Annotated in this window: 22 protein-coding genes; 12 read left to right on the top strand and 10 right to left on the bottom strand. The window is 68.3% G+C overall.

The features are described 5' to 3' along the window. Positions 1–24: 24 nt before the first annotated feature. The 3 genes from OHA25_RS59770 to OHA25_RS59760 are packed head-to-tail and all read right to left on the bottom strand — an operon-like array spanning position 25 to position 3,141. Positions 25–852 (bottom strand): carbohydrate ABC transporter permease, encoded by an 828-nt coding sequence (locus OHA25_RS59770; protein ID WP_327585603.1) that lies wholly within the window; start codon positions 850–852, stop codon positions 25–27. Then, entirely contained in the window at positions 849–1,847 is a 999-nt protein-coding gene (locus tag OHA25_RS59765) for a carbohydrate ABC transporter permease (RefSeq protein ID WP_327585602.1), read from the bottom strand. Before OHA25_RS59765 ends, OHA25_RS59770 begins: the two co-directional genes overlap by 4 nt. Next, the gene (locus OHA25_RS59760) at positions 1,837–3,141 is read right to left on the bottom strand and encodes an ABC transporter substrate-binding protein (protein ID WP_327585601.1); all 1,305 of its coding nucleotides are present in this window, start codon (positions 3,139–3,141) and stop codon (positions 1,837–1,839) included. The genes OHA25_RS59765 and OHA25_RS59760 overlap by 11 nt, the downstream gene beginning before the upstream one ends. A 204-nt stretch (positions 3,142–3,345) precedes the next feature. On the opposite strand from OHA25_RS59760, the gene OHA25_RS59755 reads away from it, so the two are divergent. Next, complete coding sequence (locus OHA25_RS59755; protein WP_327585600.1) at positions 3,346–4,254, top strand: carbohydrate kinase family protein; 909 nt, start codon at positions 3,346–3,348, stop codon at positions 4,252–4,254. A 48-nt stretch (positions 4,255–4,302) separates the two neighbouring features. Here OHA25_RS59755 and OHA25_RS59750 read toward each other — a convergent pair whose 3' ends face one another. Next, complete coding sequence (locus OHA25_RS59750) at positions 4,303–4,857, bottom strand: GH32 C-terminal domain-containing protein (protein ID WP_327585599.1); 555 nt, start codon at positions 4,855–4,857, stop codon at positions 4,303–4,305. Beyond that, complete coding sequence (locus OHA25_RS59745; RefSeq protein ID WP_327585598.1) at positions 4,781–5,815, bottom strand: LacI family DNA-binding transcriptional regulator; 1,035 nt, start codon at positions 5,813–5,815, stop codon at positions 4,781–4,783. The genes OHA25_RS59750 and OHA25_RS59745 overlap by 77 nt, the downstream gene beginning before the upstream one ends. Positions 5,816–5,996: 181 nt before the next feature. Between OHA25_RS59745 and OHA25_RS59740 the strand changes: the two genes are divergently transcribed. From OHA25_RS59740 to OHA25_RS59710, 7 genes are all read left to right on the top strand, one after another. After that, a complete protein-coding gene (locus tag OHA25_RS59740; protein WP_327585597.1) occupies positions 5,997–7,808 on the top strand; it encodes a glycoside hydrolase family 30 beta sandwich domain-containing protein in 1,812 nt (603 codons plus the stop codon). Between the two features lie 38 nt (positions 7,809–7,846). Beyond that, complete coding sequence (locus OHA25_RS59735) at positions 7,847–9,049, top strand: ABC transporter substrate-binding protein (protein WP_327585596.1); 1,203 nt, start codon at positions 7,847–7,849, stop codon at positions 9,047–9,049. Then, entirely contained in the window at positions 9,040–9,957 is a 918-nt protein-coding gene (locus OHA25_RS59730; RefSeq protein WP_327585595.1) for a carbohydrate ABC transporter permease, read from the top strand. Before OHA25_RS59735 ends, OHA25_RS59730 begins: the two co-directional genes overlap by 10 nt. A 29-nt stretch (positions 9,958–9,986) precedes the next feature. Then, the gene (locus OHA25_RS59725) at positions 9,987–10,859 is read left to right on the top strand and encodes a carbohydrate ABC transporter permease (RefSeq protein WP_327585594.1); all 873 of its coding nucleotides are present in this window, start codon (positions 9,987–9,989) and stop codon (positions 10,857–10,859) included. 13 nt (positions 10,860–10,872) lie between these two features. After that, the gene (locus tag OHA25_RS59720) at positions 10,873–12,846 is read left to right on the top strand and encodes a beta-galactosidase (protein WP_327585593.1); all 1,974 of its coding nucleotides are present in this window, start codon (positions 10,873–10,875) and stop codon (positions 12,844–12,846) included. Beyond that, on the top strand, positions 12,843–14,309 hold the full coding sequence (locus OHA25_RS59715) for a glycoside hydrolase family 30 protein (protein ID WP_327585592.1): 1,467 nt from the start codon (positions 12,843–12,845) through the stop codon (positions 14,307–14,309). Before OHA25_RS59720 ends, OHA25_RS59715 begins: the two co-directional genes overlap by 4 nt. A 203-nt stretch (positions 14,310–14,512) precedes the next feature. Continuing rightward, on the top strand, positions 14,513–15,541 hold the full coding sequence (locus OHA25_RS59710; protein WP_327585591.1) for a polysaccharide deacetylase family protein: 1,029 nt from the start codon (positions 14,513–14,515) through the stop codon (positions 15,539–15,541). On the opposite strand, the gene OHA25_RS59705 is transcribed toward OHA25_RS59710, so the two are convergent. Beyond that, positions 15,538–16,668, bottom strand: a complete 1,131-nt coding sequence (locus OHA25_RS59705) for a saccharopine dehydrogenase family protein (protein ID WP_327585590.1) — start codon at positions 16,666–16,668, stop codon at positions 15,538–15,540. The genes OHA25_RS59710 and OHA25_RS59705 overlap by 4 nt on opposite strands. Before the next feature lie 171 nt (positions 16,669–16,839). Here OHA25_RS59705 and OHA25_RS59700 point away from each other — a divergent pair, with 171 nt between their 5' ends. Continuing rightward, on the top strand, positions 16,840–18,834 hold the full coding sequence (locus OHA25_RS59700) for a serine/threonine-protein kinase (protein ID WP_327585589.1): 1,995 nt from the start codon (positions 16,840–16,842) through the stop codon (positions 18,832–18,834). Positions 18,835–18,889: 55 nt separating this feature from the next. Continuing rightward, on the top strand, positions 18,890–19,876 hold the full coding sequence (locus tag OHA25_RS59695) for a malate dehydrogenase (protein ID WP_327585588.1): 987 nt from the start codon (positions 18,890–18,892) through the stop codon (positions 19,874–19,876). Positions 19,877–20,150: 274 nt separating this feature from the next. Here OHA25_RS59695 and galE read toward each other — a convergent pair whose 3' ends face one another. Beyond that, positions 20,151–21,098, bottom strand: a complete 948-nt coding sequence (gene galE / locus OHA25_RS59690) for a UDP-glucose 4-epimerase GalE (RefSeq protein ID WP_327585587.1) — start codon at positions 21,096–21,098, stop codon at positions 20,151–20,153. A gap of 86 nt (positions 21,099–21,184) precedes the next feature. Between galE and OHA25_RS59685 the strand changes: the two genes are divergently transcribed. Both OHA25_RS59685 and trpS read left to right on the top strand, forming a co-directional pair. Continuing rightward, positions 21,185–22,498 (top strand): hemolysin family protein, encoded by a 1,314-nt coding sequence (locus OHA25_RS59685; protein ID WP_327585586.1) that lies wholly within the window; start codon positions 21,185–21,187, stop codon positions 22,496–22,498. 14 nt (positions 22,499–22,512) lie between these two features. Then, positions 22,513–23,517 (top strand): tryptophan--tRNA ligase, encoded by a 1,005-nt coding sequence (trpS, locus tag OHA25_RS59680; RefSeq protein WP_327585585.1) that lies wholly within the window; start codon positions 22,513–22,515, stop codon positions 23,515–23,517. Positions 23,518–23,548: 31 nt separating this feature from the next. On the opposite strand, the gene OHA25_RS59675 is transcribed toward trpS, so the two are convergent. The 3 genes from OHA25_RS59675 to OHA25_RS59665 form a co-directional block, all read right to left on the bottom strand. Next, a complete protein-coding gene (locus OHA25_RS59675; protein ID WP_327585584.1) occupies positions 23,549–23,743 on the bottom strand; it encodes a hypothetical protein in 195 nt (64 codons plus the stop codon). Between the two features lie 89 nt (positions 23,744–23,832). After that, positions 23,833–25,023: a helix-turn-helix domain-containing protein gene (locus OHA25_RS59670; RefSeq protein ID WP_327585583.1), complete on the bottom strand. Its 1,191-nt coding sequence runs from the start codon at positions 25,021–25,023 to the stop codon at positions 23,833–23,835. Between the two features lie 81 nt (positions 25,024–25,104). Then, positions 25,105–25,575, bottom strand: a complete 471-nt coding sequence (locus OHA25_RS59665) for a MarR family winged helix-turn-helix transcriptional regulator (protein ID WP_327585582.1) — start codon at positions 25,573–25,575, stop codon at positions 25,105–25,107. Positions 25,576–25,616: the final 41 nt, after the last annotated feature.

The following is a 25,616-nucleotide window of genomic DNA, read 5'->3' as shown; positions in this document are numbered from 1 at the left end:
TATGACCTTTCGCGAGGTTGTGGGTCAGCCCTTGACGGCGCCGAGGGTCATGCCCGCGACGATCCGCCGCTGGAGCAGCAGGGTGAACAGGACGACGGGGACCGAGTACAGGGTGGCCAGTGCGGTCATGGGCCCCCATTGCAGGCCGTACTGGGTCTGGAAGTTGGCGATGACGATCGGTGTCGTCTGTGCCCGCACCGCCGTGAGCAGCAGCGCGAACAGGAATTCGTTCCAGGACGCGAGGAACGCGAAGATCGCGGTCACCGCGATGCCGCCGCCGACGACCGGCACCACGATCCGCACCAGCGCCTGCAGCCGCGTGCAGCCGTCGACCACGGCCGCCTCCTCCAGACTGGGCGGTACGGCCTCGAAGAAGCTGGCCATCAGCCAGATCGACAGCGGCAGCGAGATCGTCGTGTGGGCCAGCGCGAGCGCGGTCGGCGTGTCGGTGATGCCCGCTGTGCTCATCAGGTTGACCAGCGGGACCCCGATGGCGACCGGTGGCACCATCCGGGTGACCAGGGCGAGCATGATGAAGATCCGCCCGCTCACGGTTCCGTAGCGGGTGATCCCGTATGCGGCCGGGACCGCGAGCAGGACCGACAGCACCGTGCTGATCACGGCGGTGGAGGTGCTGTTGATGAACGAGGGGATCACGCCGGGCGTGGCCAGGGCGGTGCCGTAGTTCTCCAGGCTCCAGGCCTTGGGCAGCACCGTCGGTGGCACGGCGATGGCGTCGGTGGGCAGCTTGAGTGAGGTCAGGATGAGGTACGCGAAAGGGAACGCGTACAGCACCACGATGCTGGCCAGCAGCGCCCACAGCAGCGTCCGGGTGCTCGTGCGCGGGGTCATCGCTGCACCCCCTTCCCCGGTCGCCAGATGGTGGCGACCGCGATCAGTGCCACGCCCAGCATCGCGATCAGGTAGAGGGTGCCCATGGCGCTGGCGAGCCCGGGCTCGCCGAAGCGCACCATCGTCCGGTAGATGAGCAGGCTGAGCGTCTCGGAGGCCGACTGCGGGCCGCCGTTGGTCTGGATGAGGATCACGTCGAAGGCCCGCGCCGCGTCGATGCCGCGTACGACGAGCGCGACGGCGATGACCGGCCGCAGCAGCGGCAGCGTCACCCGGGTGAGGGTGTGCCAGGGTCCGCTGCCGTCGAGGTGGGCGGCCTCCAGCACGTCGCCCGGGATGTTCTGCAGTCCGGCGAACAGCACCAGGGCCATGAACGACGTGGTCAGCCAGATGTCCGGCAACGCTACCGAGAACAGCACGATGTCCGGGTCGCTCAGCCAGCCGATCGCGTCGGGTCCGTCGATGATGCCGAGCCGGGTGAGCAGCTCGTTGACGATGCCGAAGTTGTCGATGAGCAGGAACCGCCACAGCAGGCCCGCGACGACCGGGGCGATCATCAGCGGATACAGGAACAGGGTCCGAACCCACCTCGCCCGCCTGCCCAGCGCGTTGAACAGCAGGGCCGCCGCCAGCCCGAGGGTGAACTCCAGCGTGACCACGAGCATCGTGTAGAGGGCCGTCCGGCCGGCGGCGCCAAGGAACTCCGGAGAGGTCAGTGCCTGACCGTAGTTGGCCAGTCCGGTGAACTCGCGCGTCCCGGCCAGCGGGGCGATGTCGTACAGGCTGTCCACGACCAGCTTGACCAGCGGCCAGCCGACGAACACTGCCAGGAACACCGCCGCCGGGGCCATCAACGCCAGCGCGAACCGGTTGTCAGTGAGCCCACGACCCCGTCGGCGCCGCCGGTGCCGGACGTGATCATCGCCGGCCCGGATAGCGCCGCCGGAGGGCCGGGGATCGACCCGGCCCACCGTGGGGTTCGGACTACTGGGCAAGGCTCTGCACCTTGTCTTTGGCGGCGGCCAGCAGGCCCGCGTAGTCGGCGTTCGGGTTGAGCGACTGCTGCAGCGTCGGGATCAGCACGGTGTCCACGATCTGCTGCCACTTGGCCGTCGCAGGGCGTGGCTTGGTGGCCGTCGCGTTGAGGGTCTCCAGCAGCGGCTTGAAGTGCTCGTAGCCGGGCTTGTCGGCGTACTGCTCGAATGCCGACTTCCGCGCGGCCAGCCCGAGCGAGGACTCGATCGCCATCGCGTTGTTGTCGTAGGCGAACTTGACGAACTCGGTGGCCAGGTCGGCCTGCTTGGTGGCCTTGGGCACCGAGAGATACCAGGGTCCGGGGATGCCCGCCACTCCGGCGGCTCCGCCGATCATGGGGGCGGCGCCGACCTTGCCGTGCACCAGGGAGTCCTTCGGGATGAGCGGAAACGCATGCGCCCAGAACCGCATCATCGCCGTCTTGCCCTGATTGAACAGGTTCTGCGCGCCCGCCCAGTCGAGCTGCGCGGCGCCGGGAGGGCTCACCTTGAGCTTGTTGTTGAGGTCGCTGTAGAACGTCAGCGCCTTCAGGTGCTGGTCGTTGTCGATGATGACCTGGCCGGCGGCGTCCAGAACCACGCCCGGCGACCCGGCTTGCAGCACGTGCGCGAGAAATTCGGTCTCGACCGCGCCCTTGACGTCGGTGCCGTACAGCTTGCCGTCGCGGGTGAAGAACGCCGCCGCGTCGTTGAACTGCTCCCACGTCGTGGGTGGGGCGAGCTCGTAGCCGTACTTCTTCTTGAAGGCGGCCTGCTCGTCGGTGTCCTCGAACAGGTCCTTGCGATAGAAGAGGATCTCGGCGTTCGTCCACACCGGCATGCCGACGAACGTGCCGCCGACCTGCGCCTCGGTCACCAGGGCCGGGAACAGGTCGGCCTTGACGTCCGCGGTGAACAGCTCGGTGAGGGGGCGAACGGCTCCGGCGAACGCGGTCAGCCAGATCGCGTCCAGCGCGGCCACGTCGAAGCTGAGGGTGCCGGAGGACAGTTCGCCGGACAGCCGGTTGAACAGGCCGTCGTACGGCAGCTCGATGAACGTCACCTTCGCGCCGGTCTTCGCGGTGAACGCCTCGGCGATCTTCGTCAGCTCCGCCTTGCCGCCCGCCTCGACCAGGACGCTGAGCGCCTTGGCGCCGCCCGTGCCCGATCCGCTCGTCGTCCCGCCGGCGCCGCACGCGGTCGCCAGTACCGCCAGGCCCGACACGCCCGTCCACTTCAACAGGTCGCGCCGGGACAGCCCTGAGTTGTGAGGCATGTGCCCTCTCCCATCAGCCTGGGGCTCATGCGGCGCACCCCGAACCGCTGCTGAGCAAAAACGTTTGCGCAAACGTAAGCCTCCATATCGAGGGAGGTCAAGAGGGCGCCGGAAACTTCGTCGTAATGCCCCTGGAACGAGTCCCTGTGCTTGCAGAATCGATTCAGCACGTGTCACCATGTCGCCGTCACGAGGGGAGGGCACATGACGTTCCTGGTGATCGGCGAGAGCATCGTCGACCTGATCGGCACGCCCGACGCATCGCGGTTCAGCGCCGTCGCGGGAGGCAGCCCGCTCAACGTCGCGGTCGCCCTGGCCACGCTCGGGCAACAGGTCAGACTCGCCAGCGAGATCGGCGGCGACTTCTTCGGCGACCTGCTGCGGGGCCATCTCGGCAGGCACGGGGTCGGACAAGGAGAGCTCGTCCCCGGTGCCGCAACCAGCCTGGCTTTCGCCAGGATCGGTGACGACGGGTCGGCGTCCTACGACTTCCGGTTCGACTGGCGATTTTCCGGTCCGGTCTCACTCGACGGCGTCACCTGCCTGCACACCGGATCGCTGGCCACGCTCGTCGGGTCCGGTGCGGCGCATGTCCGGGAGGTGATGCGGGCCGCGGCCGACGCCGGGGTCATCGTCTCCTACGACCCCAATATCCGCCCCTCGCTCATCGCGGACCGGGCGTCTGCGCTCACGCTGGTCGAGGAATGCGTACGGATCTCGCGGCTGGTCAAGGTCAGCGCGGAGGACCTGGCCTGGCTGTATCCCGGCGAGCCGGACCTGGATGCGGCGAAACGCTGGGCGGCGTGGCCGGGTGAGCGCCTGGTCGTGGTGACCCGGGGCGGCGACGGCGCGTCGGCGATCCTGGGCGACTCGGTGATCACCTGCCCCGCTCCCCTCGTGGAACTCGTCGACACCGTCGGCGCGGGGGACACCTTCACCGCCGCCTATCTCACGGTTCTCGGCGACGGTGAGCTCACTGGGGAGCGGGTTGGCGACGCGTTGCGCTACGGATGCGCGGCGGCGGCCGTGGTGTGCACTCGGGAGGGCGCGGTGCCACCCAGCCCGCAGGAGATCGACGGCCTGCTTTCCTCAGTGTCGGCGACCCCGGTTTGACCATCCGCCCCGGGGTTGCGCGACACGTACAGCCTCGGACTCAATCATTCAGTCGGTGAAAGCGGACTTCATCGCCCAGACCTTGAGCGACTTGACCGTGACGGTGCCGTCGGCGAACAGGGCCAGGCCGATCGAGTCGGCGCGGGCGGGGTACACGCGGGTAGTGATCGACTTGTGGTCCCCGGCATAGGCCTCGACCATGGATTTGTCGAGGAACAGATCCAGAGTGAGGACGTCGTCCGCGAGAGCGACAGGACCGCACTGCACGCCCAGGTCGGCGAACAGGCTGGAGATGGCGCCCGAGCGGGTCCGGTCGACGCAGAAGGTCTTGTCGTTCTTGTTGTAGGACAGGAGTGTCTCCTCCTCTCCCGCGGGGCTGCGCCTGACCTTTATTCCGTAGCGGCTCGCGGCGGAGGCCGACATCTCCAGCTGGATGTGGAGGGTGTCGCAGTGGACGCCGGACAGTTGCTGGTTGGCCGCGCTGAGGTCGTTCTGATTCGTGAGGGTGACCAGTGGCCCTTCTCTCCTACCGTGTGCCCGGGGCGGGGCCGGTGGAGTCGCGGATGACGAGGTGGGTGGCGAGTTCGATGTGGAGGGCCTCAACGGCGTGACCTGCGATGAGACGCATGAGGAGAGTGACGGCCATGCGGCCCATCTCTTCGAGGGGTTGGCGGACGGTGGTGAGCCTCGGAAGGGTGCTGAGGCTGAGGTAGAGGTCGTCGAACCCGGTGACGGAGAGGTCTTCAGGGACGCGGAGACCGTGTTCGAAGGCGGCACGTAGGGCGCCGACGGCGGACTTGTCGTTGAAGGCGACGATGGCGGTAGGGCGTTCAGAAAGGTCGAGGAGGTGGCGGGCGGAGTCGTAGCCCCAGTCGGTGACCGGTTCCCGGTTGCGGACGATGAGCTCGGGGGAGGTGAGGAGCCCGGCGTCGGCTAGGGCTGAGGTATGACCGGCGAGGCGGTATTCGCTGGCCAGCCACTCCTGAGGGCCGCCGATGACGCCGATGCGGCGGTGCCCGAGTTCGACGAGGTGGGCAGTGAGGTTCCGGGCGCCGGCGAAATGGGAGGCCGACACCGAGGCGATGTCGCGTGGTGGCTGGAGACGCGGATCGATCACGACGAACGGGAATCCCTGGGCACGTAGCTCCTCGAGTTCCTCGTTGGTCTCCGAGGGGACGATGAAGATCGCTCCGGCAATGTCCGGGTCGTCGGGGAGCCCGGAGATGACGCTCGCTTCACGGGCCGCGTCGCCTGCGCTGAGGATGACGCGGCGGCCGTGCAGGTCGAGGGTCTCGGCTACCGAGGAGACGATCATCCCGAAGTAGTCGGTCAGCAGATAGGGGCAGCGTACGTAGACGGCGTCTGCGGAGCGGTCCTCCGAAGCGGAGCCGGGGATCACGGCGGTGCTTCCGAGCCTGTTCAGAGCCTCCTGTACCAGAGCACGGGTTTCTGGCGCGACGTACTCATGGCCGTTCATGACCCGCGAAACGGTCGCGATCGATACGCCCGCCTCGGTGGCGACGGCTCGGACGGTGACCTTGCCACTGCGCCGCCTAGCCATCAGTTACATCACTTCGTTTCACAGACGCAGCATACCGTTCTCCGATCTCAAGGGCTGTACACAGGGGACTCTTGACAGGGCGGAACCGGGCGAGTACTCATGTGACACGAAACATTTTACAGAAATGTTTCATTTTGTTTCATCCAGGTTCTCCCTCACCCCCCATCGAAGGAGGAGCATCATGCATCTCCGCCGAAGCCTCGCCACGGCCACGGCACTCGGCTGTGTGCTAGCAGGCACCCTCGCTCTCCACACCACGTCGGCTCAGGCGGCGCCAGCCGTCCAGGTCTGGCTGACCACGGCGGACGGGGCCGCCAAGCTGGCCCGACAGCCTGATACCGCCTTCGGTGCCCCCGCTCTGGCACGGAACGTGGTGGTGTCCCCCGCCGAGACCCACCAGACCATGGCCGGATTCGGCGCCTCCATCACCGGCGCCTCCGCCTCACTGATCGCGGCCATGCCGACGGCCCGGCGTAACGCGTTGATGGCCGATCTGTTTCAGACGGCGGGCCTCAACTATCTGCGCCAGCCGATCGGCGCGACCGACTTCAACCGGACCGCCGATTTCTACACCTACGATGACGGCGCCGCCGACCCGACCCTGTCGCGGTTCAGCGTCCAGCGGGACGAGATCGAGAACATCTTGCCGCTCGTCCGCCAGGCCAGGCAGCTCAACCCGGTGCTCAAGGTGATGGGCTCCCCATGGAGCGCGCCGGCCTGGATGAAGGACTCGAACAACCTCAACGGCGGCTCGCTCAAGAGCGAGTATGTCGCCACCTACGCCGACTACCTGGTGAAGTTCGTGCAGGCGTACGGCGCCGCGGGCGTCCCGGTCGACGACCTGACGGTCCAGAACGAGCCGCTGTTCCCCACCAGCTACCCGTCGATGGCCATGTCGTCCGAGCAGCAGGCCGAGCTGATCAAGCTGCTCGATGCCAAGCTCACCGCCGCGGGGCTCAACACCCGGATCTGGGCCTACGACCACAACTGGGATCGTCCCGACTACCCCCTCGACGTGTTCTCGAGAGTCGGAAACCTCCCCCGCCTGGTCGGTGCCGCCTTCCACTGCTACGGCGGACAGGTCTCCGCCCAGCAGCAGGTCGTCAACGCCGGCAAGCGGGTCATGTTCACCGAGTGCAGCGGCACCGACAGCGCCGACAGCGCCGCCACGTTCGCCGACACGCTGATGTGGCACGCGGAGAACCTGTTCATCCAGAACGCCCGCAACGGCGGGGAGTCCACCATCACCTGGAACCTGGCCCTGAACCCGTCAGGCGGTCCGCACCAGGGCCATTGCTCCAACCGCTGCAACGGCGTCGTCGAGATCAACGGCGCAACGTACACCCGCAACGCCGAGTACTACGTCCTCTCCCACGCCGCCAGGTTCGTGAAGCCGGGCGCGGTCAGGGTCGGCTCCACCAGCTCCGCCGAGGTCCAGAACGTCGCCTTCGTCAACCCCGACGGTTCCCGTGTCCTCGTCGCCCTCAACACCACCACTTCGGCGCAGCCCTTCTCCGTCACGGAGAACGACCGTACCTTCGCCTCCAGCCTCCCGGCACGCTCTATGGCCACCTACACCTGGCCCGCCCCGTCCGGTACCCCCGGCGGCATGCTCAGCCGGACCGGCTGGACGGCCACCGCTTCGGTGTCGGCCGCCGAGGATGCGCCCGCTCGTGCGCTGGACGGCGACGAGTCGACCCGCTGGTCGACGGGGCAGGCCCAGACCAACGGCCAGTGGTTCCAGGTCGACCTCGGCCAAGCCCGCACTTTCTCCACCCTGCGCTTCACCTCCGCAGGCGGCGATGAGCCTCGCGGCTTCCAGGTCTACGCCTCCGACGACCCCCAGTCGTGGGGCGCGGCGATCGCCTCCGGCACCGGTGCCGCCACGACCACGGTGTCCTTCCCCGCGCAGACCAAGCGCTACCTGCGGATCGTCCAGACCGGCTGGGCCGGCAACTGGTGGTCCATCCACGAGCTCAACCTGTACTCCTGATCCGCCCCGAACCACAGGAATCCCAGATGAGAACACCGATGAGAATGGCCGCAGCCCTGTTCGCGGTCTCCCTGGCGGCGACGGCCTGTGGAGGCGAAGGCGGCCAGGAGGCCGCGACGCAGACGGTCGACTTCTGGTACTACCAGCCGACGCCCGACCAGGCCGTCAAGGTCAAGCAACTGGCCAAGGACTTCGAGTCCGCCAACCCCGGCATCAAGATCAAGTTGACCGAGATCCCCAAGGACGACTACAACACCAAGCTCGCCACCGCGCTCAACGGCAGCGGCGTCCCCGACGCCGGCTACCTCGACCAGCCCCAGATGGCCAGGTTCGCCGGCGGTGGACAGCTCGCCGAGGTCCCCGCCGGGACGATCGACGAGGCCGACTACTACCCCGGTGCCCTCGGCACCAACAAGGTCGCGGGCAAGCTGATGGGCATCCCCCTCCAGCAGACCACGGTGGTGCTCTTCTACAACAAGCAGTACATCCAGACCCCGCCGACCACGTGGGACGAGCTGATCGCCGCGTCCGAGAAGGTCCACCGCGAGCACCCGGACGTCGCCGGGGTCTCCCTGCCCAAGGGCGACGGCTTCGGCGCCTGGATCTTCCCCGCCTTCGTCGCGTCGGCCGGCGGAACGATGGCCGACGAGACCGCCAAGAAGATCACCTTCAACAGCCCTCAAGGCCAGGAGGCGCTGGGCCTGTGGCGCACGCTGCTGGCCAGCTCCCCGAGGAAGATCACCAATACCGATCAGGCGTTCCAGAAGGGCCTGGCCGCCATGACCTTCTCCGGCCCTTGGGACGTCCTGGGCATCCGCGAGCAGTTCCCCCAGCTGAAGTTCGGCGTCTCCCTGCTGCCGAAGAAGCTGGAGGAGGCCTCCACGATAGGCGGCGACAACGGCGTCGTGTTCAGCAAGGCCGACAACCCCGACGCCGCCTGGAAGTGGCTGAAGTTCCTGTCCAGCGCGGAGCACAACGCGCAGTACGCCGACATCACTGGCAACTTCCCCGTCAACAAGAAGGCCGCTGCCACCTCGGCGCTGGCCGGCGACCCCGACATGAAGATCGTCATCCAGCAGTTGGAGTCGGCACGCCCCCGCCCCGCGCTCACTGAGTGGATCAAGGTAAATGACGACGTCTTGGCCAAGGCCATCGAGGAGGGCGTGGACGGTGACAAATCGCCCGCCGACGCGTTGAACGCTGCCGCCACCCGGGCCACCAAGGTCCTCGGATGGAGCTGATACGGCAGGCGGGCGCCCGAAAGGGCGCCCGCTCCGACGCGTTCGTCGGTTGGCTGTTCGTCACCCCGGCAGTCCTGCACACGATCGTCTTCATGGCGGTTCCCGCCGCAGGTGCGCTGTTCCTCAGCTTCACCGAATGGGACATGACCTCCGCACCCCGCTGGACCGGCCTGCGGAATTACCAGGAGATCCTCTTCGACCGCGATCTCTACCCCGACTTCTGGGTCTCGGTCCGGGTGACTCTTCTCTACGCGGTTCTGGCCGTCCCGGCCGCGCTGTTCACCGGGTTCGTCCAGGCCTACCTGATCGACGCGGTCCGGCGCGGGCAGGGCTTCTTCCGGCTCGCGTTCTACCTGCCCGTCGTGACGGCCGAAGCCGCCGTCGCCGCGATCTGGCGGTGGCTGTACGACCCGCAGTTCGGCCTCATCAACGAGGCCCTCGGCCTGATCGGGATCGACGGGCCCGACTGGCTCGGCATCCCGGAAATGGTCGTCCCAGCGCTCGTGCTCATCGCCGCCTGGCAATCGGGCACCGCGATGCTGATCTTCCTGGCCGGACTGAAAGGCATCTCACGGAACCTGTACGAGGCCGCCGAGATCGACGGCGCGAACCGGCGCGCGCAACTGTTCCACCTGACGCTCCCGCTGCTGCGCCCCACCACCTTCTACCTGACGGTCACCGGGATCATCTTCGCCCTCCAGATGTTCGGTGTCGTCTACGTGCTCTTCGGGAGGGACATCGGCGGACCGGAGTCGGCGGGCCTTACCTACGTGCTGCAGCTGTACGTGTCAGGGTTCAGGGACGGCGAGATGGGAGCGGCAAGTGCCATGTCGTTCCTGCTGTTCATAGCGACCCTGCTCATCACGGCGCTGCAGTTCCGCCTCAGCCGAAGGGACGCCGCCTCATGACCCTGTTAGCCGAACGGACCCGTCCTCCGGTGGGTCACAGACGCCCGGAGAGCCGGTCGGGACGGCGCGCCCCGGCCGCGCTGCGCGTCCTGGCCTTCCTGCTCCTGGTAGCCGGCTCGCTCGTCGCGCTCGCCCCGTTCGCCTGGATGGTCGCCACCTCGTTCAAGCAGCCGCAGGACGTGTTCACCTCCACCCCGCACCTGCTGCCGACCACCGAGGACGGCCAGTGGGCAGGCACCCTGGCCAGCTACACCGAGGTCTTCGAGCTGGGCGGTTTCGGCGGTGCATTCCTCAACAGCGTCCTGGTCGTCGCCGTGCTGATCCCGCTCAAGGTGCTCTGCGCGGCACTGGCCGCCTACGCCTTCGCCCGCATCCCCTTTCCCGGGCGGGACCGGCTGTTCGCCGCGCTGCTGACAACGATCATGTTGCCAAGCGTCACCCTGCTCGTGCCGAAGGTCTACGTCACCCAGTGGCTCGGCATGGCCGACAGCCTCACCGGCCTGATCGTCCCGAGCCTGGTCTCGGCGTTCGACATCTTCCTGCTCCGCCAGTTCTTCCTGACCCACCCCAAGGAGGTGGAGGAGGCCGCCATGATGGACGGCGCGAGCCGGCTGCGGATCTTCTGGAGCATCGCGCTGCCCATGGCCCGGCCGGCGCTCGCGGTCGTGACGATCACAGCGTTCATCTTCCACTGGAACGACCTGCTCTGGCCCCTGGTCATCCTCAGCGACCAGGAGAAGTACACCCTGCCGCTGGCCCTCCAAGCGCTCGCCTCGGGCCGGGTCGCCCAGCCGCACCTCGTCATGGCGGGAGCGGTCGTCGCGGTCATGCCCGTGATCCTCATCTTCCTCATCTTCCAGCGCCGCATTCTCGACGGCATCCAGTTCACCGGACTCAAGTAATCGGAGCCTCCCTTTGCTCATCACCGCCGAGTATCCGTATTTCCGTGACCGCCCCGAGGTATGGCGCGACCGGCTGACCACCCTCGTCGCCGCAACCGGCGTCAAAGTGGTCACCACCTACATCCCGTGGCGGCACCACCAGCCCGACGCCGCCGCACCGCCCGACCTGACCGACGCGGTCGACTTCGTCCGGCTCTGCGGTGAGCTCGGGCTGAAGGTCATCGTCAAACCCGGCCCGTTCGTCCACGCCGAGCTCAACTACGGCGGCCTGCCCGACTGGGTATGCCCCCTCGCCGATCCCGCGATCGAGCCGCAGCTGGACGCCGATGGAGCTCCTGCCACATGGTCGGGATCCGAACTCGACGCCGACGGCAGCGCCGTCCCGTGGCCGCTTCCCGCCCCCCTCGGTTCGCGCTTCGCGGCGCTCGCCGAGCGGTGGCTGCGCGACGCGGGCCAAGCCCTGTTCACCCCCGACCTGGTGACGCCCGCAGGGCCGATCATCGGGAGCCAGATCGGGAACGAAGGACTGTTCACCAACGGTGCCCGCCCACTGTCGGCTTACGACTACAGCACGTCCGGGCTGGAGTTCTTCCGCACCGTCCTGGCCCGCGAGTACGGAGACGTCGCCGGGTACAACGCACGGCACGGCACCGCGTACACCACCCTCGCGGAGATCGAGCCACCACGCGGCCCGGCGACCCCGCTCCAGCACGTCGACTGGGGTCGCTTCCACACCGCCTACTTGCAGGAGGTGCTGCGCCGCTGGACCGACGCGTTCGCCCCGCCTGTCCCGGTCGTGCTCAACCTCAACCCGCCCGCGGGCGACGACGGCGACCTGGACTCCTGGCTCGCCCGCGTCCGGCCGGAGACCTGGAACGGCCTGCAGTACGGCTTCACCAACTGGATGGGCGTGGTCTCCGCCGACCGGTCCGCCCACGCCCGCTACGTGATCGCCGCCAAACGCGCCGCCGGACCGAACATGGAGGAGAACTGGGGCTTCTCCAAGCTGTACGACACCGCCTACGCCTCAGGTGCCACCAGCTTCCACCAGACCCTCCTCGCCCTGGCGGCCGGTGCAACCGGATTCAACATCTACACCGCGATCGCCACCACCGACTGGACACCCGCGCTCGACGCCGTCCTGTCGGCCCCCTACCCGGACTGCCCGCCGATCGACGGCGACGGCAGGCCCACCGCCAAGGCCGCGGCCGTGAAGATGCTCGCCGACTACTTCACACTCCACGGCACGGAGTACCTCGAAGGCGTTCCCGTCACCTACGCCACCTGGGGCCTTTACACCCCCTACGCCGCGATCGGCGCCTGGTCGCCCGGCGCTGCCGAGCAGTGCGGACGCCCGCTGCTGGACTTCCACCACCGGATGCGCGCCGCCGGCCACGACTATCGCATCGTCGATCTGGAGCACGCCGACCTGGCCGGGCACGACCGGATCGCTCTCCACGGCGGGCAGTTCATGCACCGCGCAGTCCAAGAGAAGCTCGCCGCCCATCTGGCCGCCGGTGGACACGTCCACCTCGAGGGCACGGAACCCCTATACGACGAGCACGGCGGACCCTGCACCATCCTCGCCGACGCGCTGCGCCGCACCGCGCCCGCCGACCTCTCCGCGGAGGACGGGGTCACCGTCTTGTCCGGCGTGGCTGACGCCTACCTCCGGATCCACCCGGACCATGACGTCTGCTATGTGACCGTCCTGGTCCAAAACGACTCCGATCCGTTGATCGAACTGGAACTCCGCCACCGGGGCCGCACCCATCAGATCGAGATCGTCGCGGCCAGGGGTGGCGCGGCCGTCCTGCGTGTCGTCGCGGGCCGACTCGACGACCACCTCGTCAAGGCCACCAACAGCCATCTCGGGTCGGCCGTCTCCGCCTCGATCCGCTTCGACGGCGAGCACATCGCCGCGCCTGCGTCCACCGATCTGTGCCTGATCGGCGGGTCCACCCTCATGGAGGAGAACGCAACGTGAAGAAGACAGCGCTAGGGTGCGCCGCCCTTCTGGCGAGCACCACGATCGTCGTGCCCCCGGCCGACGCCAACGCCAAGCCCGTTGCCCAGGTCTGGCTGACCACTGGTGATGAGCGGAACCTGCTGGCCGACCGTACTGATCTCCTCCGGTCCGCCGACCCCGCCGCGCCGACCATCACCGTGAACCCGGGCGAGACTTACCAGAAGATCAACGGCTTCGGTGCGTCTCTCACCGACTCCTCGGCTCATCTGATCTTCACCTCGCCCTACAAGCACGAGATCATGCGCTCGCTGTTCAGCCCAGGGAGCCGCGGCCTCGGCCTGTCTTACCTGCGCCAGCCGATCGGCTCCTCCGACTTCGTCAACGGACCGCACTACACCTATGACGACATGCCCGCAGGGCAGACCGACCCGGGCCTCAAGCACTTCTCCATCGCCCACGACCGTAAGGAGATCCTGCCCCTGCTGAGGCTCGCCAAGGCGATCAACCCAGGGCTGCGGATCATCGGCACGCCATGGTCGCCGCCCGCCTGGATGAAGACCAACGACTCACTCATCGGCGGCAGGCTCAAGCCCGAAGCCGTCGACGTCTACGCGGACTACCTGGTCAAGTACGTCAAGGCGTACAAGGCCGAAGGAGTGAAGGTCGACGCGCTCACCGTGCAGAACGAGCCGCAGAACCGCAACCCCGATGGCTATCCGGGCATGGACTTGCGGCCCGATGAGTCGGCCGCGGTCATCAAAGCACTCGGGCCCAAGCTGCGCGCGGCCGGCCTCGACACGCAGATCCTCGGCTACGACCACAACTGGAGCCTGCACCCCAACGACTCCGGACCGGCCGACGACCCGGCCGACCCCGAGTACGTCAAGACCCTGATGTCCGACCCGCAGGCCGCCAAGGAGATCGACGGGCTGGCCTTCCACTGCTACGCGGGCGACCCCGACCGCATGTCGGCCGCGCATGACGCCTACCCCGGCAAGGACATCCTCCTCACCGAATGCTCCGGCAGCCGGTCTGCCAACCCCGCGACGACCTTCGCCGACACCCTGCACTGGCAGACCCGGCAGCTCACCGTATGGGGAACGCGGCACTGGGCGTCCACCGTGATCTCCTGGAACCTCGCGCTCGACCCCGCCGGCGGCCCCCACAACGGCGGCTGCGCCACCTGCTTCGGCGTCGTGACCATCGACCCCGCCACCGGCAAGGCGACCCCGACCGCCGAGTACTACGTCCTCGGCCACGCCGGCAAGTTCATCAAGCGCGGAGCCGTCCGCCTGGGCACCTCCTCCTATGCCGGATCCGTCATCGGCGTGACCTTCCGTAACCCCGACGGCTCCGTCTACCTCCTGGCCGTCAACGACGACTGGGGTGCCGGCAGCCAGCGCTTCAACGTCTCCATGGGTCGCACGAACTTTTCCTACGAGCTTCCCTCCGGCGGCGTGGCGACCTTCCGCCTCCGCTGATCTCATCCCCCGAATCGCAGCAGGGCTCCCGCGGCGCATGCCTGGATGTCACCGACGTCTCCACTCGCACCGGATCGTTCTCGCCGAAAGGGCCGCCGACGTGCGGCCCTTTCCCATGTCTTGACACTGGGGCGGCGTGCCGTAGTTGATCACCTGGGTATGAGCCCCCTCGTAATCAGTCGTACGCGTCTCGGGGGGTTCAAATGCGACTGCGTATTTCCAGTGGGCTGGGGGTGCTCGCCGCCGCTGTGCTCCTGACCGGGTGCGACTCGCAGCCCGACACCACAAAGATGGCGGACACCAAGGCGACCACCGCCGCCAAGGCCAAGGTGGACAAGGCCGCCAAGGCCAAGGCCGCCGCCAAGGCGAAGGCGAACGAACTGGGCCAGATCCCGGTGCTGATGTTCCACCGGGTCGTGGAGAAGCCGGCCACGACCGACGACCGCACGCCTCAGCAGTTCCGCGCGGACCTCGAGCGGCTGGCCAAGGAGGGCTATGTGCCGATCACGGCGGCCGAGATGGTGACCGGCAAGATAGACATCCCGGCCGGCAAGCACCCTGTGGTCCTGACCTTCGACGACTCCTCACCTTCGCAGCTCACGCTGAACCAGATGGGCGTCCCGCAGAAGGACACGGCTGTGGCGATCCTGAAGGACGTGGCCGCCAAGAATCCGGGCTTCCGCCCGGTCGCCACGTTCTATGTGACGCGCGACATGTTCGGCAAGACCGGCCGGGAGGAGCAGGCCCAGATGCTGCTCTGGCTGAAGGAGAACGGGTTCGACATCGGCAACCACACGCGCGATCACTTCGACCTGCGCACGCGTTCGCACGAGGAGGTCGAGGAGCAGATCGGCACGATCGGCCAGCAGATCACCTCGCTGTCCTACGTCAAGCCGGCCACGATCGCCCTGCCGTACGGCAACCAGCCGCGCAAGAAGGACTGGGCCATGCGCGGCAAGCACTACGATCACCAGGGCGCTTTTCTGGCGGGCTACACGCCGGCTCCCGCGCCGTTCAGCAAGGCGTACGACCCGGCCGGCATCCCGCGCATCAAGGTCATGGAGAAGAAGGGCGACTGTGCCCAGTTCTGCTCGCAGGCCTGGCTGGACTGGCTGAAGAACAACCCGGACATGCGGTATACGTCCGACGGGGATCCCAGCACGGTGGCGTACCCGAAGTTCAAGGGGGCGTACCTGCGTAAGTCGTTCGCCAAGTGGAGCCTGCCGTACTAGCCGGCCCGCCTGTCGAAGGTGATGCCCGCGCGCCGTAGGCGGTCGATGAGCGGCCGGCCCATGGCCGAGGCCGTCGTCAGCTGTCCCGCGCGGTCGGGCACCTCGTCGAAGGCCAGGCACAGGGCCGACTCGCCGAGCATCTTGGCGGTCTCGCCGTACCCGGGGTCGCCGCCGGCGACCTCCGTGACGACGCGCTCGCCCCCGCCCTGGCCCAGGAACGTGACCTTGAACCAGCTCTTCGCGCGCCGCTCGGGCGAGGGGCCCTCGCCCGGCCGCAGCCGGCTCTGGATCAGGCGGCGGGCCGGCGGGATGATCGCGAGCGCCGCGAACGCGCCGGCGCCCGCCGCCGTCGCCGCTGCCTGCGGGAGCGTTCTGACGGCGTAGTGCTGGCGGTAGGTGAAGTCCGGGCCGTAGCGGTCGAGCAGCCGGGCCGAGTAGCCGACGATGAACGGATCGATGGTGGGCATGGGCAACGCCCATCCGCCCACGTACCGCAGCCCGCCGGGGGCCGAGCTCACCTTGCGTCCCTTCGGGCGGGGTTCGGCGGCCCGGCGCTGCGCGGCGGCCTCGGCCATCTGACGGGCGCGGCCGAACATGGTCATGGCGGTGGCCAGGGTGCCGCCCGACGGGCGCATGCTCGCCCGCAGGAAGCCGCTGACGGCCAGCGGGACACCTTCAGGGAGCAGGCTGACGGTGTGGAGGACGCCGAGATCCCACGGGATCGAGTCGAAACCGCAAGCGTGCACGATCTTGGCGCCAGTCCTGGCGGCCTGATCGTGGTGGCGCAGGTAGGTCCGGTCCACGAACTCGGGTTCGCCCGTCAGATCCAGGTAGTGGGTGCCGGCCTCGGCGCAGGCGGCGACCAGCGCCTCGCCGTGGGTGACGTACGGGCCGACGGTGGTGACCAGGACCCGCGTCTGGCGGGCGAGCTCGGCCAGCGCGGCGGGGTCGGCGGCGTCGGCGATGAGGACCGGCACGTCGAGCCCGAGCCGCTCCAGCTTGGCGCGGTCGCGTCCGGCCAGCGCCCACCGCGTGCCGGGAGGCGCGGCCCCGGCGAGATAGGCGGCCGTGAGCGCGCCGGTGAACCCGCTCGCGCCGAAGAGCACGATGTCGTAGGGACGGTCCATGATCTCGAGCCTCCCCGTGATCGGCCGCGCGCGCAAGGGGGCGCCACTTGACTTCCGGCTCTGACAGGGGAGGCAATTTGTGACCTCACGAACGGTTAACGAAACCCTGAGAGGTTGCTGAGCGTCGTAAAGTTTGCGTCGTTGGGGTTGATGTAAACGTGGGGATGACGAATGCCGCAGATCTCGCCGTTGATGGCCGGTGATCCCACTCACCTGGGGTCATTCCGGCTGTCCGGACGGGTCGGGGAGGGTGGTCAGGGCATCGTCTACCTGGGCGTCAACGACGAGGGCGAGCGCGCCGCCATCAAGTTGCTGCACGTGAAGTTCACCGGTGACACGATCGCGAGGTCGCGTTTCGCCAGGGAGTTGAAGGCGGCGCAGCGGGTGGCGTCGTTCTGCACGGCCAGGGTGATCGAGGCCGATCTCGACGGCGACACGCCGTACATCGCCAGTGAATATATCGACGGCCGGTCGCTCAGGGACATCGTCGATACCGACGGGCCGCTCACCGGCACGGCGCTCGACCGGCTTGCGATCGGCACCGCGACCGCGCTCACCGCCATCCACCACGCGCACATCGTGCACAGGGACTTCAAGCCCGACAATGTGCTGATCGCCGCCGACGGGCCGCGGGTGGTGGACTTCGGCATCGCCCGGATCATCGACTCCACGGGCACGATCACCAGCCGGGCCATCGGTACGCCCGCCTACATGGCGCCCGAGCAGATCGCCGGGGACGACATCGGTCCTTACACCGACGTGTTCTCCTGGGGCGCGACCATCGCGTTCGCGGCGACCGGGAAGGCCGTGTTCGAGGGCAAGTCCATCGCCACCGTGCTCAACCGCATTCTCAACCATGAGGTCGACGTCGGCATGATGCCGGAGCCGCTGCGCAGCGTGGTCGGCTCCGCGCTGGCCAAGGCGGCCGTGGAGCGGCCGTCGGCCGACCAGATCCTGCTGCGGCTGCTCGGGCAGTCGACCGGGGTGGGGGCGTCCACGGCCGTGCTGACCCGGGGCGTGCAGGTCGCCAGCGACGACACCACGCCGTTCATGAGGGTGTCGGCCGGATCGATCACCGACAGGGGCTCCGCTTCGCTGGTGCCGTCCCAGACCGGCCCTGCGGCTCAGGAAGAAGCACCCGTTTCAGGCCCGGGGGCCGTGACGGGACAGGGGGCCGTCACGGGGCAGAGGGCCGTGTCGATGATGCCCGGCGGGCACGGAGGCGGGTCCGCGCCACCGGACGCCAGGCGGGCGCCGAACCCGGCGACCGAGCCGTCAGGGCCGCCGCGGCGCCGCCGCGCCAAGGTGTGGATCGCCTTCGGCACCGCGCTTGTGCTGGTCGCCGCCGCGGCGCTCGCGCTGGCGCTCAACGGCTGGTCGCCGCTCGCGTTCCAGGAGGAGCCCGAGCCCGAACCGACCCAGGAGCCCACGCGCTCGTTCGCCTCGGTGGCGGACAAGGTCGCGCAGACCGGGAAGATCGTGATCGGCGTGAAGGGCGACCTGCCCGGCATCGGACTGCAGGACGGCGACGACTTCCAGGGCTTCGACATCGAGATCGCCAAACGCATCGCCGCGGGGTTAGGCGCCACGGAAACGCAGTTCGTCAGGGTCAGCCGGGACGACCGGTCGTTGGGGCTGGCCGAAGGCAGGATGGATCTCGTCGTCGCGACCTTCGCGGTCGACAAGGGCCCGACCGAGTTCGCGGGCCCCTACTACGTGGCGCACCGCGACGTCATGGTTCTGGCCGGCAGCGGCATCGACGCGCTCGAGGACCTCGAGAACAAGAGGATCTGCGCCCCCAACAGCCCGACCGTCGGCGACGTCCAGGACCGGGTGAAGGTCAAGCCCGTGCCCGCCGCCGACATGGCCATCTGCATGGACAAGCTCAGGAGCGGCGAGGTGGACGCGATCCCCGGCGAGGACCTCATCCTGGCCGGCTTCGCCAACCGGGAGAATCACCGCTACAAAATCCTCGGCGCCAAGCTGAGCAACGAGCGCTACGCCGTGGGCGTCAGGAACGGCGACGCGAAGACCTGCAAGGCGGTGAACGGCATCATCGCCGACCTCTACAGCAGCGGCCAGCTCAAGCAGCTCATCGCCAAGTATTTCGGCAAGGTTGACTTCAAACCGGAGCTGGAGCAACCCGCGATGGAAACCTGCCGATGACGAGGGAGTAACATCCCGAACGTCAACAATCCTGCTGCGAGTTAGGGGAAAGGCCATGGCGTCGTCAGCCACTGCGCCCGTCAAGGTGACCGTCACCGGAGCCGCCGGCCAGATCGGCTACGCACTGCTGTTCCGCATCGCGTCGGGGCAGCTGCTCGGCGCCGACGTGCCGGTCAAGCTGAGCCTGCTGGAGATCACCCCTGCCCTGAAGGCGGCCGAGGGCACCGCGATGGAGCTGGACGACTGCGCGTTCCCGCTGCTGTCCGGCATCGAGATCACCGACGATCCCAACGTCGCCTTCAACGGGGCCAACGTCGCCCTGCTCGTCGGCGCCATGCCGCGCAAGGCCGGCATGGAGCGCGGCGACCTGCTCGGCGCCAACGGCGGCATCTTCGGGCCTCAGGGCAAGGCGATCAACGACCACGCCGCCGACGACATCAGGGTCCTGGTCGTGGGCAACCCCGCCAACACCAACGCGCTCATCGCCCAGCAGCACGCGCCCGACGTGCCGGCCGACCGCTTCACCGCGATGACGAGGCTCGACCACAACCGCGCGCTGTCGCAGCTCGCCGCCAAGCTCCAGGTCCCGGTCACCGAGATCAAGAAGATGACGATCTGGGGCAACCACTCCGCGACGCAATACCCTGACCTGTTCCACGCCGAGGTCGGCGGCAAGGTCGCGGCCGAGCAGGTCGACGCCGAGTGGCTGAAGGAGACGTTCATCCCGACGGTGGCCAAGCGCGGCGCCGCCATCATCGAGGCACGCGGCGCCTCCTCGGCCGCCTCGGCCGCCAACGCCGCCGTCGACCACGTCTACGACTGGGTCAACGGCACCGACTGGACCTCGGCCGCCGTCGTCTCCGACGGCTCCTACGGGGTGCCCGAGGGCCTCATCTCGTCGTTCCCCGTCCGCGCGGCGAACGGCACGTTCGAGATCATCCAGGGCCTCGAGATCGACGCCTTCTCCCGCGAGCGGATCGACGCCAGCGTCAGTGAGCTGGAGGAGGAGCGCACCGCCGTGAAGGAGCTCGGCCTCATCTGACGGCCCTGCGCGAAAGCCCCTCGCCCGGTGCGGGGGGCTTTCTCATGGACTCACGCCGCTCTGCATGGGGCAGGACGTGGGTTGCACGGCAGGAGCGGGCTGCGGCGTCGTGAAGATGACACCCGCGGCGGCAAGGAGGCTGCCCATCGCCACGAGGGCACCGAAGATCAGCTTCGTGACCCTTGGTGAAAAGCTCCTCACGTTTCGATATCACAGCACATATTTGGCTGCAACATGACTCTTTTCGGTGAATGACCCTTTTTGCCGGAACGGCTCATTTGCCGGAAAGCGCGTCCCATGCGTCGGAGACGATGTCGCGCAGCGCCGGCCGCTCCGCCTTCCAGCCCAGCTCGCGCTGGATCTTCGCGGACGAGGCCACCAGCACGGCGGGGTCGCCGGCCCGGCGCTCGCCCACCTCGGCAGGGATCTCGTGGCCGGTGACCTCGCGGCAGACCGAGATCACCTCCTGCACGCTGAACCCGGTGCCGCTGCCCAGGTTGTAGATCTTGTGCTCGCCCGGCGTGATCGACTCCAGCGCCAGCAGGTGCGCCCGCGACAGGTCGGTCACGTGGATGTAGTCGCGCACGCAGGTCCCGTCCGGCGTCGGGTAGTCGGTGCCGAACACGCTCACCGAGGCGCGCTCGCCGGTGGCGACCTTCAGCACGTTCGGGATGAGGTGGGTCTCGATGGTGTGCCGCTCGCGGTAGCGGCCGTAGGCACCGGCCACGTTGAAGTAGCGCAGGCTCACCGCGCCCAGTCCGCGGACGCGCGCGTACGCGCTCAACGCGGTGTCCACGGCCAGCTTGGAGGCGCCGTACGGGTTGGTCGGGCGCGTCGGGTCGTCCTCCTCGATCGGGGAGCGCTCGGGCTCGCCGTACGTGGCCGCGGTCGAGGAGAAGACGATCCTGTCCACGCCCTTGTCCCGCATGGCCTCGAGCAGCGCCAGCGTGCCGCCGAGGTTGTTGTCCCAGTAGAGCCCCGGCTTCTGCACCGACTCGCCCACCAGCGACTTGGCCGCGAAGTGCAGCACCGCGTCCATGCCGTCGAGCACATCGCCTGCGTCGGCGATCTCCGCCCGGACGAAACGGGCGCCCTCCGGCACCGCGTCCTCATGTCCGGTTGACAGGTCGTCGAGCACGGTCACCTCGTGTCCCGCCTCGACGAGCTGCGCCGCGACGACGCTGCCGACATATCCGGCTCCTCCGGTGACCAGCAGTCTCATGTTGGCTCCTGTTCAAATATGTTTGATTTTGTATGGCTTGCCGTTCAGCATACGCTGGAAACCACACGAGTACGCTGCCAACCACCATGTTTGACACCGTCGCGGCCAACATCGCCCTGGTTCTGCTCTTCATTTTGATCGGGGGCTTCTTCGCCGCGGCCGAAATGGCGATGGTCTCTCTCAGGGAGAGCCAGGTCCGCAAGCTCGCCACCCACGGCCGCCGGGGCGAACGCGTGGCCAAGCTCACTCAGGACCCCAACCGGTTCCTGTCCGCCGTGCAGATCGGCGTCACCGTGGCCACTATGTTGTCGGCCGCGTTCGGCGCCGACCGCCTGGCGGCGCAGCTCGTGCCCGTCCTCGAGACGTGGCGGGTGCCCGCGGCCGTGTCGCCCGTGCTCGCGCTCGTGCTGGTCACGCTGGCGATCTCGTACGTGTCGCTCGTGCTCGGCGAGCTCGCCCCCAAGCGCCTGGCCCTGCAGCGGGCCGAGGGCCTGTCGTTGTACGTGGCGCCGTTCCTGGACTGGATCGCCACCCTGTCGCGCCCGATCATCTGGATGTTGTCGAAGTCCACCGACGGCGTGGTCAGGCTGCTAGGCGGCAATCCGAAGGCCGACAGGGAGGAGGTCACCACCGAGGAGCTGCGCGACATGGTGGTCGGGCACACCGACCTGACCGCCGATGAGCGCAAGCTGATCGGCGAGGTGTTCGCCGCCGGGAAACGGCAGCTCAGGGAGGTGATGCTGCCGCGCACGGAGGTGGAGTTCATGGAGGCCGACACGCCGCTGGTCGACGCGGCGCGCGAGGCCGCCAGGCTGCCGCACTCCCGATTCCCGGTCTACCGCGAGTCGTACGACGAGGTCATCGGCTTCGTCCACGTACGTGACATCCTCGACCCCGAGCTCGCCGGCCGCACCGAGCCCATCAGCGCGGTCGTGCCCATCCGCCCCGCCAAGTTCGTGCCCGCCTCCAAACGCCTGCTGACCACGCTGAACGAGATGCGCGACGAGGGCCAGCACCTGGCGATCGTGGTGGACGAATACGGCGGCACCGCCGGCATCGTCACCATGGAGGACCTGGTCGAGGAGCTGATCGGCGACATCAGGGACGAGTACGACATCGAAGAGGACGTCGTCGTCCTGCCCGCCGGCGAGATCGAGATCGACGGCCTGACGAACCTCAACGACTTCGCCACCGAGACCGGCATCAGGCTTCCCGACGGCCCCTACGAGACGCTGGGCGGGTTCGTGATGGCCATGCTGGGCCACGTGCCCGTCCTCGGTGAACGCGTGGAGGTCTCGGGATTCGAGCTGACCGTCACCGAGCTCGACGGCCGCCGTGTCGCCCGGGTGAGGGTGAAGCGCCGAGCGGTCGTCGAGTCGCCGCCCGACCAGGATTCCTGACACAATTGCGTGCTATGGCCAGACCTCGTGTACTCTCCGGCATCCAGCCCACTGCGGACTCTTTCCACCTGGGCAACTACCTGGGTGCCGTTCGCCAGTGGGTCACCCTGCAGGAGACCCACGACGCCTTCTACTGCGTGGTCGATCTCCACGCGATCACCGTGCCGACCGAGCCCGCCACCCTGCGCCGCCGCAGCCGCGTGGCCGCCGCACAGCTCTTCGCCGCGGGCCTGGACCCGGAGCGTTCCACGGTCTTCGTGCAGTCGCACGTACGCGAGCACACCGAGCTCGCCTGGGTCCTGATCTGCCTCACCGGCATGGGCGAGGCGGGCAGGATGACGCAGTTCAAGGACAAGTCCGCCAAGTTCGGGGAGAGCGCGGCCAGCGTCGGCCTGTTCACCTACCCGATCCTGCAGGCCGCCGACATCCTGCTCTACCAGGCCAACGCCGTGCCGGTGGGCGCCGACCAGAAGCAGCACCTGGAGCTGACCCGCGACCTGGGGCAGCGTTTCAACCACCGCTTCGGTGACACGTTCACGCTGCCAGAGCCCTACATCCTCAAGGAAGTCGAGAAGATCACCGACCTGCAGGACCCGACGTCGAAGATGTCGAAGTCGTCGTCGAGCCCGGCCGGGATCCTGGACGTCCTTGAGCAGCCGGGCCCGCTGAAGAAGAAGATCATGCGAGCGGTCACGGACACGGGCACGGAGGTCCTGTTCGACGAGGACGACAAGCCCGGCATCTCCAACCTGCTCCGGATCCAGTCCGCGCTGACCGGCACGCCGATCCCTGAGCTCGTCGCCCGCTATGCGGGGCAGGGATACGGCACGTTCAAGAAGGACGTCGCCGAGGCGGTCGTGGAGACGTTCACGCCGATCAGGGAGCGCACGGAGAAGCTGCTGTCGGACGAGAAGGAGCTGGACCGGCTGCTGGCCCTGGGGGCGGAGCGTGCGTCGGCGGTGGCCAGGCAGACCATGGCCGCGGTCCGCGACCGGGTCGGCTTCCTCCCCAAGCTCTGACACCTCGGCCCTCAAGGCGATCGGCCCGCCCTCAGCGTCGCCGCGTCGCCCGGTGGATGCGCAGAATCGCGCGGAGGGCGGCCAGGGTGGGCCTGGTGAACCGGATGTCGCCGTGAACGGCGGTCCAGCCGGAACGATCCCGTTCGAAGGCCCACCCGGGAAACTCACGCACGGCTTCCTGCTGTAGTCGTGCCATGACGAAATCGGCACTCGGCGCTGTGGTCATGAACGCAGCGTGTCATTGACGTGTCGTTCCGTGACGAACTCGAGCGACAGATCTCCTCGTTCGCAAAGTCCGAACTCTCAGTTCGCGATTCAGTTGAGGATGCCGTGGCGTTCGGCGAGATGGCGAACCTCCGGCGCCCACGAGGGCCGGGCCCGCCGCGCCAGCGACCGGACCATCTCCCTCAGCAGCAGCTTGTGGTCGAGCTCCTCAGGGCTTTCGCGCTCGATGCGCAGCAGGTGCAGCAGGCTCGCCGCGTCGTCGCCCACATCCTCGCAGGCGCGGGCGACATGGCCGAGATGGGTGGCTCGCCGCTCGATGGACGGGGTGTGGCGCAGGTCGATGTCGTCGGCGATGCGCAGCACGTCTTCGGGCCGGCCGACGTCGCTCTCGATGCCGGCCATGTGGATGGCGACGTTGGCGGGTCCGAAGAAGGCCAGATCGTAGACGTCCGCCGAGTCCTGCACGCGTTCGGCGAGTTGCGTCGCGGGCCCGCGTAGCCGTTCCCTGGCCCGGTCGTCGTCGCCGGAGCGGGCCTCGCCGACGGCGGCGAGCAGGTGCAGCGCGCCGAGCGCCTTGACGTGGCGCTGATCGCCGTCGGCGACGTGCGGCTCGATGAGCTCGATGCCGCGCCGCCCGAGCTCGTACGCGATCTGGTGCATGTCGTCGGACAACATCGACTGCCCGAGGCTCCAGTACGCCCACGCGATCATCAGCGGGTCCTCGGACTCCTCCGCGAAGCGCATGGCCCGGTCCGCCGCGAGATGCGAGAGGTCCACCCGCTGCAGGTGCTTGAGCACACCCCTGGCCAGAAGGTACGCGTCCGCCGCGACTCCGCAGGACCGCGGCGTGCGCTCGGCCGCCAGGCTCTCGGCGTCGGTCACCAGGGACGGCAGCGCCGCCATCAGGATCGAGTAGCGGCGCGTCGAGGTGAACCAGGAGGTGCGCGCGTCCGCGACCCGCTCCGACAGCTGCTCGGCGTCGGGCGGCTCGAGGTCGGGCGCCGACGAGCGGCAGGTGAACAACGCGCGCTCGATGTCGCTGATCTGCGGCCGGCTCGGCTCGTGGGAGTCGCGCGGGGTTTCTCCTAACAGCACCGCGCTGCGTACGCCCAGCACCTTGGCGATCTCCCGCAGGAGGGGCAGTGAGGGTGTGCGCTTGCCGTGCTCGATCAGCTCGATGTGCCGGGGAGTGCATCCGGCCTGGGTCGCCAGCGCGGTGGTGCTCATGCCCCGCCGCTCGCGCTGGAGTCTGACCATCTGCCCGGTGCTTATTTCGGTCATGGGTGTGGGCGCCTCCTGGCTCGGTTCAGCACCCCACAGGTTAGGGCTCCAGACCGCGCCCTGCCCTGGTTTCCGCGCAGCTCAGGAGGCGCGAGAACGCGAATGATGCTCCAGAACGCGGGCCAGGAGGTCGGTCAGCTGCTCGCGTTCCGGTCGGGTCAAGGGCGCGAGCACGTCGTCCTGTAGCTCGGTGATGAGCTTGTCGAGGCGCTCCAGGTGCCCGCGGCCCCGCTCGGTGACGGTGATGACGTTGCGGCGGCGGTCGGCGGGGTCGGGCGCGCGCTCGACGAAGCCGCGTTCGGCCAGCTCATTGATCACGGAGACCAGGTCGCTGCGGTAGATGCCGGTGCGCCTGCTCAGCTCCGCCTGGCTTACCGGCCCAGACTCGTTCAGCGCCACGAGCGCCGCGTAGTGCCACTTGCGGGCGTCCATTTGGGCCAGCCCTTCGCTCACGAGCCGGTCGGCCTGCATCGCGATCATCGCCAACATACGGCTGGGCAGGCGCCGCAGCCGGGCGGAGGGTTGGTGGTCATCCATGGCGTCCCAGGTCATGCCGCCGATCATATCTCTTGCGTTAGTGGCACTAACGATAT

It is taken from the genome of Nonomuraea sp. NBC_00507, assembly GCF_036013525.1.
Taxonomy (GTDB): Bacteria; Actinomycetota; Actinomycetes; order Streptosporangiales; family Streptosporangiaceae; genus Nonomuraea.
The sequence above is the reverse complement of the archived record's forward strand: the minus strand, read 5'-3'. Positions and strand labels throughout refer to the sequence as shown.